General features: G+C 46.1%; 11 protein-coding genes, 1 tRNA gene and 1 pseudogene. 9 read left to right on the top strand and 4 right to left on the bottom strand.

Annotated elements, in window-relative coordinates; translation table 11 throughout:
- Positions 1 to 97 precede the first annotated feature (97 nt).
- From QUA77_RS16840 to QUA77_RS16830, 3 genes and pseudogenes are all read left to right on the top strand, one after another.
- Positions 98 to 823 (top strand): hypothetical protein, encoded by a 726-nt coding sequence (locus tag QUA77_RS16840; RefSeq protein ID WP_333451325.1) that lies wholly within the window; start codon positions 98 to 100, stop codon positions 821 to 823.
- Between the two features lie 140 nt (positions 824 to 963).
- A pseudogene (locus QUA77_RS16835) lies at positions 964 to 2,376 on the top strand (DUF3370 domain-containing protein).
- A 77-nt stretch (positions 2,377 to 2,453) separates the two neighbouring features.
- Positions 2,454 to 3,473 (top strand): S-layer homology domain-containing protein, encoded by a 1,020-nt coding sequence (locus QUA77_RS16830; RefSeq protein WP_333451323.1) that lies wholly within the window; start codon positions 2,454 to 2,456, stop codon positions 3,471 to 3,473.
- Positions 3,474 to 3,568: 95 nt separating this feature from the next.
- Here the strand turns inward: QUA77_RS16830 and QUA77_RS16825 are convergent, their stop codons facing one another.
- On the bottom strand, positions 3,569 to 5,149 hold the full coding sequence (locus QUA77_RS16825) for a peptidoglycan-binding protein (protein WP_333451321.1): 1,581 nt from the start codon (positions 5,147 to 5,149) through the stop codon (positions 3,569 to 3,571).
- Positions 5,150 to 5,283: 134 nt separating this feature from the next.
- Between QUA77_RS16825 and alr the strand changes: the two genes are divergently transcribed.
- From alr to QUA77_RS16805, 4 genes are all read left to right on the top strand, one after another.
- Complete coding sequence (alr, locus tag QUA77_RS16820; protein WP_333451319.1) at positions 5,284 to 6,486, top strand: alanine racemase; 1,203 nt, start codon at positions 5,284 to 5,286, stop codon at positions 6,484 to 6,486.
- A 156-nt stretch (positions 6,487 to 6,642) separates the two neighbouring features.
- The gene (locus QUA77_RS16815) at positions 6,643 to 7,581 is read left to right on the top strand and encodes a mechanosensitive ion channel family protein (protein WP_333451317.1); all 939 of its coding nucleotides are present in this window, start codon (positions 6,643 to 6,645) and stop codon (positions 7,579 to 7,581) included.
- Positions 7,582 to 7,628: 47 nt separating this feature from the next.
- Positions 7,629 to 8,768: a patatin-like phospholipase family protein gene (locus QUA77_RS16810; protein WP_333451315.1), complete on the top strand. Its 1,140-nt coding sequence runs from the start codon at positions 7,629 to 7,631 to the stop codon at positions 8,766 to 8,768.
- Between the two features lie 98 nt (positions 8,769 to 8,866).
- A tRNA-Ser gene (locus QUA77_RS16805) sits at positions 8,867 to 8,955 on the top strand.
- Positions 8,956 to 9,200: 245 nt separating this feature from the next.
- Here the strand turns inward: QUA77_RS16805 and QUA77_RS16800 are convergent.
- Together QUA77_RS16800 and QUA77_RS16795 are read right to left on the bottom strand one after the other, a co-directional pair.
- Positions 9,201 to 10,964: a macro domain-containing protein gene (locus QUA77_RS16800; RefSeq protein ID WP_333451313.1), complete on the bottom strand. Its 1,764-nt coding sequence runs from the start codon at positions 10,962 to 10,964 to the stop codon at positions 9,201 to 9,203.
- A gap of 219 nt (positions 10,965 to 11,183) precedes the next feature.
- Positions 11,184 to 12,122 (bottom strand): serine hydrolase, encoded by a 939-nt coding sequence (locus QUA77_RS16795; protein WP_333451311.1) that lies wholly within the window; start codon positions 12,120 to 12,122, stop codon positions 11,184 to 11,186.
- A gap of 95 nt (positions 12,123 to 12,217) precedes the next feature.
- On the opposite strand from QUA77_RS16795, the gene QUA77_RS16790 reads away from it, so the two are divergent.
- Together QUA77_RS16790 and QUA77_RS16785 are read left to right on the top strand one after the other, a co-directional pair.
- Complete coding sequence (locus QUA77_RS16790) at positions 12,218 to 12,949, top strand: C40 family peptidase (protein ID WP_333451309.1); 732 nt, start codon at positions 12,218 to 12,220, stop codon at positions 12,947 to 12,949.
- A 52-nt stretch (positions 12,950 to 13,001) separates the two neighbouring features.
- Complete coding sequence (locus QUA77_RS16785) at positions 13,002 to 14,006, top strand: glycosyltransferase family 2 protein (RefSeq protein WP_333451307.1); 1,005 nt, start codon at positions 13,002 to 13,004, stop codon at positions 14,004 to 14,006.
- A 133-nt stretch (positions 14,007 to 14,139) separates the two neighbouring features.
- Here the strand turns inward: QUA77_RS16785 and QUA77_RS16780 are convergent, their stop codons facing one another.
- Positions 14,140 to 15,312, bottom strand: a complete 1,173-nt coding sequence (locus QUA77_RS16780; RefSeq protein ID WP_333451306.1) for an IscS subfamily cysteine desulfurase — start codon at positions 15,310 to 15,312, stop codon at positions 14,140 to 14,142.
- Between the last annotated feature and the right edge of the window lie 26 nt (positions 15,313 to 15,338).

The following is a 15,338-nucleotide window of genomic DNA, read 5'->3' as shown; positions in this document are numbered from 1 at the left end:
TAGCTGGTATTTATAATTATGAACTTTCTTTGAAGACAAATTAGCCATCGCCTGAGACTTTCGCAAGAGGTCTAATGAAGGATGGTTAAGCGACACATTGCGTACCGACGGTAATGCGCTTAATACGCTAAAAGGCTATGGCTTCAAAGGAGATATCGTTGAGTTTCAGGGGCAAGGTTTCATTGAAGGTAATCTGATCTCAACTGAGGATTTCATGGCAATGATTATGTATGCGGCTGTAATTGGTAGACGGAGACAAGCAATTGCTCTGCTTGCTGCCGCTTTCTACGAGACTTTGGAGAGACGTGCCGATCATGCCTTTGGAATCATTAGAGATGAAGATGAATACATTCAAAAGTTTGAGTTCCGCCATGCCTCCATCCTTTTGAATAAGGATCTGCGCTCGGCAATTGGAGAATGGATTGACGAAAATCAAGACTCTCTCCTAGTTTACACAAAAGAGTATTCAATTAAAGGAGGACAGAGGGGAATTTATGCTTCCGCTTTGGGTAAGATTTACCAACTTATTTTTGGTATGTACAAAAAATCGATCAATGAAGTTTTGGATGTGAAATACTATGAAACACCAAAAAATAATGTTCATGTCACTCAACTTCAGCGTATTGCACAAATTGAGGATCTTGCTTCTAAATACATTCGACGTAAAGGCATGAACCCAATTGAGGCAATTAATGCTGCCGCTGATGCTCTGATGATTGAGACCGAAGAACCGCGACTCGGCGACCGGATTACTCGACAAGATGTATACCGAGTCTTGGGAGCAAAGAAACAGTTGGGATGTGCAAAACAAAAGAAGAAATGAGATGTTCACTGAGTTAAAAGTCAAAGTAGGGGTGATTTTCACTGGAAATGCTGGCAATGGGTTAAACCGTAGATAAAGTGGCTCAGGCGCTGTCGCTGTCGGTGGAAGATGTACAGAGATTGAGTTGACAGTTAACTTTGATGATTCAGAAAAAAAATCTCTTTTCTCGAATTGCTGGTATTTCTACGATCGTCCTTTGTGCAGTCGGCGGATTGTTGTACGTCAAAAAACCCGTACAATCTGTTCCCGCAAAACCAGCACCCGCAGAAATTGTACAAGCTACGGAAGTGCGATCGCTCCCCGGACAACTAGACAGCATCCCCCTGTTCAACAGCAACAGTCCAGAATGGGTGAAAAAAGAAGGCATTTTGCTCTCAACTTTTCCCCCAGACGGCAAAAAAGTCCCCGCAGCTCACCTGAACTTGGGCTTTCAAGGGCAATTCAACCTGTTTGCTCACCACTTTTCTCACACTCCGCTGAATCTACGAACTTTGTATATAGGAGCTTTGCTATACAATCCCAGTTCCGCGCCCGTGACGGTGCAAGTATAGCAGGCAGCCAGTTACCTGATGGAACCAGACGCACCGTTCAAACAAAAACCAGCACTAAGTGAGAGTTCCAACGGCGAAGTATATTCCGGCCCTGGGATTCGCGCTGTCGATAACGTTTTGCGGGGAATCCGGCAGCCGGATTTTCCCAGAAAACTGCTCATTGCACCGGGAGAAACCGCATTGTTAATGAATCGCCCTATTCCCGTGCGGGGCCTGGAAAAGCCGATAAATGGTCGTTCTACCTTTGTGCGACTCAAGAGTAACGGCAAGGTTTACGCCGCTACTTTGGCAATGTATGCACCTCAAAATGCTGATGGGGGCGAGCGCGCGCCAACTCTGGAAGAATGGCAGCAATTGCTGAATAATGGCGGTTTGGCAGGTCCCCGCGACAAAACCCCGACTCCCCCCGAGGCGACTTCGGGAAGCCTGATTTACGGCCGCGTGGCAGGGGTGCAGCAAGGTTCTGGATGGGGAGCGGAGTTAGTTGATCGCGATGCTAAAAATCTGGCAATTCCCCAGACTGGAAAAGCGAGATCCTATGCGATCTCTAGCTTGCGCGGGGGCACTTTGGGAACCCAACAAGTGCAAGCCGGAAAAATGCTGGCGCGCTATCCCGACACCGCTTACGAAGCCCACGGCAATTACGGCGTACACTACAATCTGATTTTGCCGCTGCATAACACTGCCCAAAAACCGCAAACGGTAGCGGTGAGTTTGGAAACGCCTTTAAAAGAAGATCGACTCTCAACAAATGGATTGCGGTTTCGCCAACCTCCCCTAGATTTTCCCTATTTTCGAGGTACTGTGCGGCTGCGCTACCAAGATGATGGAGGTTACGATGTAACTCGCTACTTGCATTTATGGCATCGTGTCGGTCAAGTTGTCGAACCGATGGTAAATTTGAGGTTAGCTGCGACAGAAACGCGCTCTCTAAAAATAGATTTTATTTATCCTCCCGATTCTACGCCCCCGCAAGTATTAACAGTGAGAACCTTAGAATAGTTGATTTATTTATTTCAGTCACTACCCGACCCAAAAAATATGTGATTTAATTTCTACATTGGTATGTAGGTGACAATATGTCTTCTTCACAACCCCCGTCAGGGGAAAGAAATCCTCTAGGATTGGATGAATTGATTGCGATCTTGGTTGCCTTCGGCACGATGGGAGCAATTTTATTTTGGGTAACAGGTAAAAATCCCGATCGATTGAATGCCAGAAATTGGCAATTTCCAGCCGTTTTTTCTCAACCTGCTGTTACGCCCGCGAGTCCGGGAATATTAACACCCGAATCGCCAAGTTCCGATTTGCGATCGCCCGCTAAAACGCTCGTTCCCTCAGAACCGGATGCCGCACCTGTGGGACCTTTAGGGCCGGTTTTACCGCAAAATCCTCCTGTGGGTGTAATCGTTGTTCCTCCCAAGCCAATTGCGCGATCGACTCCTGCTCCAGCAATTACTAAACCGAAAGGCGATCAACCCAAAGTTGGGCCCGTTAGATTCTCCGATGTTCCAGACAAATATTGGGCGCGTCCGTTCATTTTAGCCTTAGTCGATCGGAAAATTTTTGCTGAGCCCACCGACAGCAAATTTCGTCCCGAGGAATCGATGACGCGAGCCGAACTAGCGCGCTTAATTCAACGAATGTCCGACGACAAAGAGCCGATCCGAAAAGCAATTGATTTTAAAGACGTAAAAGACAAGAGTCCTGTAGCTCCTGCGATCGACCACACCGTCACAACTGGATATCTTAAAGGATACCCAAACAATGAGTTCCGTCCCGAAAAACAAATTCCGCGTGTCGAAGTAATCGCAGCTTTAGCGAGCGGTTTGAGCCTGAAACCATCAACAAGAGCAACCAAAACTTTACAAGTTTATACAGATAGGGCAAAGGTACCGAAATGGGCAGCTAACAAAGTAGCATCAGCCACAGAAGCTGGCATTGTTGTTAACCACCCGAAGCGCACACTTTTGCAGCCTAATAGAACAGCAACTCGTGCTGAAGTCGCAGCCATGATTTACCAAGCTATGGCCAAAAACGGCAAAGTACCTGCTAAGTCTTCACAGTATGTTGTGAAGCCTTTAAAGTTGCCCAAATAATATTTTAGGGGCGTTGCTCCTAGCCCGCCCCACAATAACATTTAATCGTTATTGTTTGTAGTAAGGACTGAAGCCTTCACTACGAAGCAGCTAAATTAATCTTGAAACACCATAATACTGCCCGAATAGCAAGCTACCCAAACCTGATTAGTTTCCGGATCGTAAGTAATCCCGATCGGACTTGAATTAACCTTCACTGTTTGCAGCACTTTCATATCGCTCGTCCTAACCTTGCTAACAGTATTCGAGAAATAGTTGACCACATAAAGCAGTTGTCCCTGATCGGAAATTGTCATGCTGCGAGGTGCTTTTCCTGTAGAAACTTTGTCTACCACTTTACCCGTTTTTAGGTCAATTTTTGCCACATTTCCTTCACCATTTAAAGTGGCATAAAGATACTTTCCATTGGGATCGATCGTCAAATGACGCGGCGCATTGCCAATATTCTTTAGCCATTCTACCGAAAAGTCGATGAGATTCACTTTCGCAATATCGGAAGAACCCATGATGGCAACATAGGCATTTTTTGAGTCGGGAGTAACAACAATACCCCGAGGATATGCACCCAGTTTCACTCGCTCGATTTCGATATTTTTATTGATATCAACTACGCTCAAATCCCAACTGCACCAATTGCTAGCGAGCGCAAAGCGATTGTCAGGCGAAACAGCATTGAATTTCGGAACTGCACCTACAGGAATTACCTTTTCTATTGTCAAAGTTTGGGTATTGATGCGATACAGAAAACTTTGGTCGTGTTTTGCCGTTGGAGAACACCTGTCGGTTCCCGGATTTCTAAACCCGGAACCGTACATTTTGTAGTTGGAGACGTAGGCATATTTTCCATCGGTTGAAAAAGCAGCTTCTACGGGAGATCCTTTATAATTGCCTTTGAATTTAGAAAACCCGAACTTAGACAAGTTTACTGTATCGGGAATAGTCTTGACTAATTTAAAGTTCCTGTCATAAACTGTGATTGTGTGGCGGTACATCATGTTTTGAGCAAAAAACAAACCCGCTCCTGAATAAACTATGGATTTGGGCGATATGTTACCGTAAATGGTTTTTTTCAAGGTCATTTTTCCTTGAGTATTATCGGGAGGATTTACGAGCCTTGTGGGTGGTAACTCACTTTCTTTATCCTCGGAATTCTCAGTTTTAAAGGGCGGCAAAGAGGGTTCTTGAAATAGAGGTTCTTGGGGCTGAGTTTGAGTTTGCTCTTCGAGTTCGTTTGTGTTATCTGTCGCGGTAGGAGATGGCGAAGATCGATCGACCTTTGGCGAGATTTTTTCCGCAGCTTCCATGCTGGCGTCTTCCGGCTTACCTTTCAGTGCTGACAAGGTTTTAGGGCCAACAATTCCGTCAACTTTCAGGTTGTTCTCTGCTTGAAACTTTTTCACAGCAGCCTGGGTGAGAGAACCGTAAAATCCTGTAGCCTTACCGCGAAAATAGCCTGCGTTTTGTAGAGTTTTCTGGAGTTCGGCTACTTCCGGGCCTGAATCACCTTTTTTGATGGCGAGTGCGGGATTGACTAAATTGAAAATTGTGAGAGCGATCGTAAAGAAAAGTAAAGCAGAAGAGGCTAAATTGCGGTGCCTTTTTGAGTGGGTCGATCGAGTTTGACCCGCAGCCGTTTCCCAAGTTTCAGCTAAATGTAGGTAGGCCAGTCCGTCCATAGTTTTTACCGGGTATTTTTGGTGCTATGATACACCAGTTAACTTTGATGAAAGAGAGAATCTTATTATAATCAAACTTAGGGTAAAATCTCCAAGCAGTTTTTAATGGTGTAAGCAAGTAGGAGCGATCGACAATGTGGAGTGGGGAACAAACAACCGCAGAATCAACGACAAAAGAATCCCGCCAGACGTTGCTGTGGGACGATAACGGGGGACTTTGCCAGCGGGCTTGGGTAGAAATCGATTTAGCAGCTTTAACTCACAATGTAAAACAGCTTAAAAAGCTCTTATCTCCCCACACAGAACTGATGGCAGTTGTGAAAGCAGATGCTTACGGTCACGGTGCTGTTGCAGTCAGTCAAACAGCATTGCAAGCAGGTGCTAGTTGGCTGGGAGTGGCGACAATTCCCGAAGGAATAGAATTGCGAGAAGCTGGGATAGAAGCGCCGATTTTGCTGTTGGGGGCAACCCATACAGCCCAACAGGTAAAGGCGATCGCCCATTGGCACTTGCAGCCCACTATTTGTACTGCCAAACAAGCCCTAATTTTTTCGGAAGTTCTCGCCGATCTTAACCAATCTTTGCCGGTTCACGCTAAGTTGGATACGGGAATGTCTCGCTTGGGTACGCCCTGGCAGGAAGCTACAGAATTTGTACAATTAGTCAAGCGGTTGCCCAATTTAAAGTTAGCCAGTATTTACTCTCACTTGGCGACAGCAGATAGTCCCGACCCCGCAGTTATGACAGAGCAGCACCAGCGGTTTCAACAGGCGATCGAGCAAATTAAAATAGCAGGAATTACCCCCCCTCGCCTCCACTTGGCAAACTCTGCTGCCGCCCTCGCTGACCCCGATTTGCACTACGATTTAGTGCGAGTCGGCTTAGCTACCTACGGTCTTTATCCAGCACCTCACTTGCAGTCGATCGCCAATTTGAAGCCCGCAATGCAGGTAAAAGCTAGGGTAACGCAGGTGAAAACAATTGAAGCAGGAACCGGCGTCAGTTACGGCTATCAATTTATAGCTCAGCGCCAGACACAGATTGCCGTAATTGGTATCGGCTATGCAGATGGCATTCCGCGCAATCTTTCTAATAAAATGCAGGTTTTAGTCCGGGGTCAGTTCGTGCGGCAAGTGGGCGCGGTGACGATGGATCAGTTAATGCTGGATGTAACTGATATTCCCAATTTAGAAGTCGGCGAAGTGGTGACGCTGTTGGGCAAAGATGGGGAATATCAAATTACTGCTGACGATTGGGCCGCGACTTTAGGAACTATTTCGTGGGAAATTCTCTGCGGTTTTAAACACCGATTGCCCCGCGTAGCAGTACACTATTAGCAGTCGTCCGGCAGGGGTTTAAACCCCTGCCTCATAGCAAAAGTCGGTTTAAACCGACTCAAGAGTTTGAAGGATAAAATTATCGATTTTAGTCCTCTTTTAGAGGACTTTAGCTATGAGACAGGGGTTTTCAACCCCTGTCGGACTCTCCGACTTATGCAGAAGACTGAGACTGCGTTTACCAATGCCCAATTCCCAATTCCCAATTCCCAATTCCCAATTCCCAATTCCCAATTCCCAATTGATATGACAGTTATTCAGACGTTTTTACCCATAGCTCAAACCTTCTATTCTCAGCTAAATGCAGAAAGAACACAAGCCTTGGAAGTAGCCCAAGAATTCTCGAAAAAATTCGTAGAATTGGGGTTTAAAATTGTACCTCAACTGCTGTGGGCGATCGGCATTTTGTTAATTACGCGATTTGCGATCGGCTTTGCGGGCCGCGTGACTCGCCGAGCACTGAGTCGCACCGAAGCCACGCTGCGGAAATTCTTAGTTCAAGCTGCTGAAATTACGATTTTGGTAGTGGGAGTAGTCGCGGCTTTGAGTCAGTTGGGAATTCAAACTACCAGTGTGGTTGCGGTGGTGGGTGCCGCGGGTTTGGCCATTGGTTTGGCGTGGCAAAATACTTTGTCGCACTTTGCTGCTGGGGTAATGTTGATTAGTTTGCGGCCTTTTGAAGTGGGAGATGGGATTGAAGCTGGCGATGTTAAGGGAGTGGTGGACAGCATCGGGATTTTTTCAACCACCGTGGTGACAGACGATCGCATAAAAATTATTGTCCCGAACAATCAGTTGTTTAACGGTACACTGAAAAATACAACGGCAATGGGAACGAGGCGAGTAGACTTGAAGATTGATATTGGCGATCGGCCGATCCGTCCGACAGTAGCTGAGTTATTAGAAATTGCCCACTCCCACCCCCTGGTGCTGGAGAATCCGCCCCCGACTTGTTTGGTAGCCGAGATTACTCCCGATACAACTATTTTATCTCTCCGACCTTGGTGCGCGTCGGTGGCCTACGAACAAGTGCGATCGCAAGTTCAAGAACACGTCAAAGAAGCCATGAATGCCTACAAAAATCAAGAACAATAGATATAAATCTCAAATCTCAAATCCCAAATCGAGCCGAGGTATTTCCCATGAGTCAGTGGTATCCACAGCAAATTTTGCAAGAACCCGGTGTCAGAATCACCCCCACCGAGAAACAAACAATTCTCAGCAAATTTCCGCCTCCCGACGAAAACGGTCAAATCTATGCCGACGGTGTTTTTGAAGGCGGCGGCGTGCGCGGAGTTGCGTTTTTAGGAGCGCTCAGATGCTGTAGCGATTTGGGCATCAACTGGCGAAAATTGGCCGGCACTTCGGCAGGTGCAATTACTGCTGCAGTATTGGCAACCGACTTGTCAATTGATGATTTAGAGGAAATTTTAGGACAGCTCGATTACAGCATATTTTTAACTCAAAAAAACAGTCCTCTAATTTTAAACGGCGACCCCGCCGATGATTTGCAATCCCCAGCTTGGACGCTACTTTTCTTAACAGTTAGCCGTCAGATGGGAGAATATTCGGCGCAGCCGTTCCGGCAGTGGCTGGAAGCAATGCTCGGTCGAGGTAACTTGCACACTTTTGCCGATGTCAAACAAATCGTAAAAGAGCGGGAATTAAAAGTAGTAATATCCAACCTATCTCGCGGTGAAATGTTGGTAATTCCCGATGACTTGCGGCGGCAGGAATCTGCGGATTCCGATGCTTTATACCAGCAGTTGCGACTTGCAAATCCCGAAGATTTTAGCGTAGCTGAAGCTGTGCGGTTGTCGATGAGTATTCCCCTATTTTTTGAACCTGGAAAACTCGGCGATGACTTAATTGTAGATGGCGGAATTTTGAGCAATTTCCCCCTGTGGATTTATGACAAACAATCCGTCGGTGCGACTCCTGCGCCGCCCCGCTGGTTTACCTTTGGGTTTCGATTAGTCGATACCGGAATTGAGACTAAAGCTAAGATTGATACTCCCCTGTCGATGCTGGCGGCGATGTTCAGAACGATGATGAAAGCAAGAGACCGCTATCACCAGCGAGAAATGGATAAGGGCAGGGTGATTAATATTGATGTGACTGAAGCTGGGGTGACGACGACGGATTTTAATCTCGATGGCGATCGCAAGGCTCACCTGTACCGCTTGGGGTATTTGTATACTAAGAGGTTCTTTTTGAGTTCCAATTTTAGTTGGGAAAAGCACTTGAAGGCTAGGGGCTTTGGGGAAGAGGCTGGAGGTTGAGGTCGCCGAAAGTATACAGAGTAAGGGATTGAGGAATTTTTCAATAAGGGGGTTGGCAAAAAGAAGATGTGTGTGCTATAGTTAGTTACTGTCATCTTGGAGAGGTGGCTGAGTGGTCGAAAGCGGCAGATTGCTAATCTGTTAAGGGTGTTAACATCCTTCGAGGGTTCAAATCCCTCCCTCTCCGTTCTAAGTTGTTCTAAGTAAGCCCAGCTAAAAAAATAGAAACCCAGAGCCCCGACTTCTTAAAGAAGTCGGGGCTCTAAAAGCGAGATCGTTTTACCTTAGTTTTGTTACTAAGGAATGAGAATTAAATAACTTACAATGCGTGATGGTTCTTGTGGGATGGGCGTCCCGCCCGTCCAGAAAGGGCGGGCGGGACGCCCACCCCACAAACTTGTGTAAATTATTTAATTCGCGATCCTAAAACCATTACAAACCAGAAATTTTCAAGAATTCATTTTGGAAGCAACGATGAGTATCTGAATCGAAACAAACAAAAAGAATAGACCCGATCGCACTAGATGTTAAAAGAAAGCGACGGGTTTGTGCAAAAGCAATTTCCGCCGCACGATCGGCTGGAAAACCCATTTCTCCCGTTCCAATAGCTGGAAAAGCAATACTCCGCAGTGAATGCTGTACAGCTAATTCCCAACAACCCCAGTAACATTCTGCTAATAGGTCTTCCTCTCCCTGAGAGCCACCGCGCCAAGGGGGACAAACCGTATGAATAACCCACGGTGTCGGCAAATTATAGCCAGGAGTAATTTTCGCCTCCCCTTCCTCACAACCACCTATACGGCGACATTCTTCTAGAAGTTCTGGTCCTGCAGCTTGGTGAATTGCGCTGGATATGGCACCAGAGTTGGATAGGTCGCGATCGCACGAGTTAACGATCGCATCTACTCCTAAATCTTCAGTAATATTCCCCAAGATCGGGCCTTTGCGATAAGCGTATAAAAGGCTGACATGACCGCTACTGCGAGAAACAGCCCGGGTGTAGCTTTGATGAGTTGACATTTTGCGATATGTAGTATATTGTCGCTCCTGAAGTTGTACTTCTAAGTCGGTGATTGCCTCCGCTTCTGGCGCACTCATGGGAAGATCGGGATTGTTGAGCAACTGCTGTTTTGTCTCCTGCAATAGTTGGCTGGCGCGATCGTAATTCCCTCCATCTACCAGTCTGACGGCTTCTTTTTTGGCGCGTCCTGTCATCATTAAAATCGCTTGCTGTCGTACCTCAGAGTTGAAGGGAAATTCCTCTAATTGTGCAGCACTGACGACGGGTAAGCGCAAGGAAACGCGGATTTTTTGCTCCTGTGGTTGTTCGGGGTCGTTCCAACTGACGCGAAAATAACATAAATCTACTTCCTCTGTCATCGCTGGCACTTTCAGCCGCACGACTACATCAACTGGATTATTAATTACTAAATTAGGTAAGCGAAACCGACCATTTGGGGTGACATCTAGCTGATTGAGTACCTCAACCAATTCTACTCCAGCTTGTGGCTCAATTCCCAAGGTGACATTTGTGCCAACTGTCGCCATTAAGCCCAGTAATTCTTGTTGAAAGATACTTGGCAATTGTTCGGGAGATTGAATGTAATAATAATTGCCATCCCCACTCCGCGCCATTCCTTCTAGCAAGTCTTCGTTGTAATCATCACCAATTCCCATTGTGGTAGTGCTGACACCTCGTTTGGTTACACCGTTCACATCGGAGGCAATTACATCTGGATTTGTTTCGCCCACATTGGCTAGTCCATCTGATAAGAGAAGGACTCGATTTAAGTGTTCTGGATTGAGGTGTTGGCTAACTTGAATTCCTCCTTGCATCCATCCGGCGTGCAGTGCCGTCATGCCTCTGGCCTGAATTTTTTGAATTTGCTGCAAAAGGTGGGATTTATGAGTAGCAAGGGTGCTAGGAACTAGGGTTTCTATCTTGTCATCGTAAATTGTGATACTAACGCGATCGCTTGGTAACAACTGTTCGATCGCGTAACTAGCTGCTTGCCGTGCGTATTCAATTTTTTGTCCGCCCATAGAACCAGAGCGATCGATTACTAAACCTAAATTAAGCTGCGGTCGCTCAATTGTTTTTTCCGGTGCTGGGGGCGTAATTCTGACTAAAACATCTAGAGTCGTTGAGCGTTCGGAACAAACGGCAGCACGTAGGGGGATAAGCTGTATGTCCATATTTGACCTCTTTTAGAGCTCGACTATTTAAATGATACAGTAGAGTCGAGGTGAATAGAGTACGCTTTAATCCCAAGCACTTACGAAAGTGTTTTACAAACTGCTGCCACTGTACTCCATAAACCTGCACCCTGCTGTATCTTTAAGCTCCTAATTGGCGACTGGCATAAGAGCAGGCTCCACAAAAATTTTAAGTTTTGTCAATTTACAAGTTAAAGTTTAATTAAGCACTTTCATCGCTTCGACAAATTGCCGCGATATAAATGGCAAAATCTCTTCATTCTTGCTATTCTCTTTGCCCTCGGTAAATACAACCAACAAATACGGTCGCAAACCCGGTACTTCAATATAAGCAGCATCGTGACGAACTTGACTTGTCAGTCCCGCTTTTGACCACAATTTTGCTGATTCTGGCAATCCGCCACCTAAAAAACCTGTAACTTGATTTTCGGGATCTGCCTCTAATTCTGCTGGGTCTAAACTGCGTTTCATTAAACCCATCATTTCTTGCGATGCTTTGGCAGAAACAGCTACGCCGCCGATTATACTGTGCAGCAAACGCGCCGCTGCATTTGTGGTCAGCATATTTCTATTTTCCATTAATTCTCCCAAAACTGCTCGCTCGCGACCGTAGGGGCCGTCACACCAGGTTTTTTGATTGACGTTAATATTTTTTAATTCCGGCCAATCCAATGATTGAAAGTAACGGTTTACGATGTTTCGCTGCTGTTTCCAAGTTTCAAAGGGGGCGGGTGATAATTCTGGGCCGCTGGTGGTGCCGGTGAGGGCGTCTACTACTAAACTGGTGGCGTCGTTGCTGGAATCAACTATCATATCTCGGACGGCGCGTTCTAATTCTGGCGATGTTTGAATCATGCCTTTTTGCGCCCATTCCCAGATGGCAACGAGGTAGAATAATTTGACGATGCTGGCTGGATAAATTCGTTCGGAAGCTCTAGCGCTAAAACCTCGCGGTTGATATTTCCAAAATTCTTCTGGACTCAGGGCGCCACCTGTATTGACTCGCACCGGCGGATCGTAGACTATCCAGGTAATGGCTGTACGATCGCCACTTAATCCTGTAAATTCTGACAATGCGGAGTCTATAATGCTACTGCCGAGGGTTTCTAATTGTTCGTCTTTGTGAAAAAATGTCATGGTTAATGGCTGACGGTTAACGGTTAACGGCTAGCAGCTAATGGCAATCTATCGTTAAATGCGAACAATTAACAGCAAACAATGAGCAATTAGCAATGGCCAATTATCAATTATCTGATGTTGTGGAGTACCGGGCGCGATCGCACATAAATATTTACGATTCCCCAAAGTGCGATCGATTGGCAACTCAAGCAGCGCTGGGCCGACATTTGCGAGTAGTTGACCCCCCCCAGCTTATGAAGGGGGGGAGAAATGGCATAGACTCGGTTGTTGAGGGGGATACAACGGCTGTGATGGTGCGGCTGTGCGAAGATGATTATCCGGGATGGTTGGATATTCGAGATGTTGAGTTGCTCGACCCGACAGAAACAGTGTATCATCCTCTGGTGCTTTCTGAGGCCCAAATCAAGGAAAAATTACCAATAGTAATTACTTTTAGTCGTGAGGCTATGAACCAATCCAATTATTATCTTTGGGGCGGTACAGTCGGGCCAAATTATGATTGTTCTGGCTTGATCCAAGCTGCTTTTGTTGCTGCGGGCATCTGGTTGCCGAGGGATGCTTATCAGCAGGAAGCTTTTACTAAACCTATTAGTATTAGCGCTTTAGAACCGGGTGATTTAGTATTTTTTGGTACGCCGGAAAAAGCAACTCATGTAGGATTGTATCTCGGAGATAATCGCTACATTCACAGTTCTGGACAAGCACAAGGTCGCAACGGTATCGGTATCGATGTTTTGTCGGAGGATGGGGATCTAGTCAGTCAAGCTTATTACCAGCAATTGCGGGGATATGGTAAAGTTGTGGCAAGTTATCAACCTAGTTAGTTGTTGACGGTTGACTGTTGACGGTTGACTGTTGATATTATCGAATAAAAAAATGGACGCTGCATTATTTTTGGAAAAATTGGCTGCACAGCAGGCTGGCGCTGAGGTTGTTCTCGACGTTTCAGTGGTGGTGCCGGTGTATAATGAGGTGGAAAGTTTGCCTCATTTGATTGAGGCGATCGCCTCTTCTATCCAACCATCTGGACTCAGCTATCAAATTATTTGTGTAGATGACGGTTCTAAGGACGGTTCTGCTGAACTTCTCCAGCAATTAGCCAGCACTCGCGATGACCTTTGTGCTGTAATTTTGCGCCGCAATTACGGGCAAACTGCTGCCATGTCGGCAGGTTTCGATCGCGCTCGTGGTCGTGCTATTGTGACGCTAGACGGCGATTTGCAAAATGACCCGGCTGATATTCCGCTATTGTTGGCCAAGTTAGATGAAGGCTACGATTTAGTAAGTGGCTGGCGGAAAAATAGGCAGGATAATACTATTAGTCGGTTGATTCCTTCTAAAATTGCGAACTGGTTAATTGGTCGCGTTACAGGCGTGACTTTGCACGACTACGGCTGTTCTTTGAAAGCTTATAAATCTGAGTTGGTAGCAGACTTGAATCTCTACGGGGAATTGCACCGCTTTTTGCCGGCTTTGGCGTTTATTGAAGGGGCGAGAATTGCAGAATTGCCTGTGCGACACCACGCCCGCCGTTTCGGTCAAAGTAAGTACGGGATTTGGCGGACTTTTCGCGTGTTGATGGATTTGTTAACTATTTCTTTTATGAAAAAGTTCCTGACTCGACCGATGCACGTTTTCGGACTTTTGGGACTGAGTTCTATGACGTTGGGAACGGTTTTAGGAATTTATTTGACAGTCTTAAAATTGGGTTTTGGTCAAATTATTGGGAATCGTCCTTTGCTGATTTTGGCTGTGGTTTTGCTGTTAACTGGCGTGCAGTTATTTTGTTTTGGTTTGTTGGCGGAAGTGATGATGCGGACTTATCACGAGTCGCAGGGAAAACCGATTTATCGGGTGCGCGAGGTGTTTGGTTCTAAATAAGGGGTTGATTCCAATTAGACTAGGTGATAAAAAGAGGAAAAGTTTTGAGTTATAAGTTAAATAATTTAAAACTCAAAACTCAAAACTACTTCCTAATCTTCAATTCTCTTATCTAAAATCTCAAATTTCAAATCTAAAATTGATTGACTTTTTGAGCTTGTCGGAGAGATGTAATAGTTGCGATCGCGTGTTCGGCGACTGCATCTATTTCGGCTTCGGTATTGAACCGGCCAATACCAAACCGAATTGAAGCATAAGCTAATTTGTCCGATCGCCCGATCGCTGCTAAAACATGAGATGGCGATATTTTCGCCGAAGTGCAAGCAGATCCCGAAGAAACTGCCGCCGCCGGTTGCAAACCCAACATCAACGCTTGACCGTCAACCCCGGCTACACTAATATTGAGATTCCCCGGCAATCTCTTCGTAGCGTGACCGTTGAGAAAAACATCGCCCAATTCACTCAATTTTTCCCACAAACGCTGGCGCAAATTAACCACTCGTTCTGTTTCCGACGGCATTTCTGCAATTGCCAATTCTACTGCTTTGGCAAACCCAACTATTTGCGGTGGGTAGAGAGTTCCAGATCGCATTCCCCGTTCGTGTCCTCCTCCGTGCATTTGCGGCGCTAGCTGCACTCTCGGTTTGTTGCGGCGCACGTAGAGAGCACCGATCCCTTTTGGCCCGTAGATTTTGTGGGCTGTCAAGGACATTAGATCGATATTCATCTCCTCTACGTCGAGGGGAATTTTGCCGATCGCCTGTGCCGCATCTGTGTGAAAAAGAATGTCATTTCCGCGACAAATTGCAGCAATTTCTGCGATCGGCTGAATGACTCCTATTTCGTTGTTAGCCGTCATCACTGAAACTAAAATTGTCTCAGCCCGAATCGCTTTGATCAAATCGCCTATATCAATCAGCCCGTCGCTTTTCACCGGTAAAACAGTAATGTCAAACCCCAATTTTTGCAAATAGGTACAGGGGTCAAGAATTGCATTGTGTTCGGTTTTTACTGTAATAATGTGCTTTCCTTTACTGAAATAAGCTTCAGCGATGCCTTTAATCGCTAAGTTATTTGCTTCGCTGGCGCCGCTGGTAAAAACAATTTCTTCAGGAGAAGCATTGATCGCTTCTGCTATGATTTGTCGTGACTGTTTTACCGCTGCTTCTGCTTCCCAGCCGTAGACGTGGTTGATACTGGCTGCGTTGCCGAATTGTTCGGTGAAATACGGCAGCATCGCATCAAGTACCCGTGGATCTACGGGGGTTGTGGCGTGATTGTCGAGGTATATAGGACGTGCGGACATAGTGCTGTTTTGGGTGAAAAAAGTGT

This window comes from Microcoleus sp. K5-D4, from assembly GCF_036704575.1.
Taxonomy (GTDB): Bacteria; Cyanobacteriota; Cyanobacteriia; order Cyanobacteriales; family Microcoleaceae; genus Microcoleus.
The sequence above is the reverse complement of the archived record's forward strand: the minus strand, read 5'-3'. Positions and strand labels throughout refer to the sequence as shown.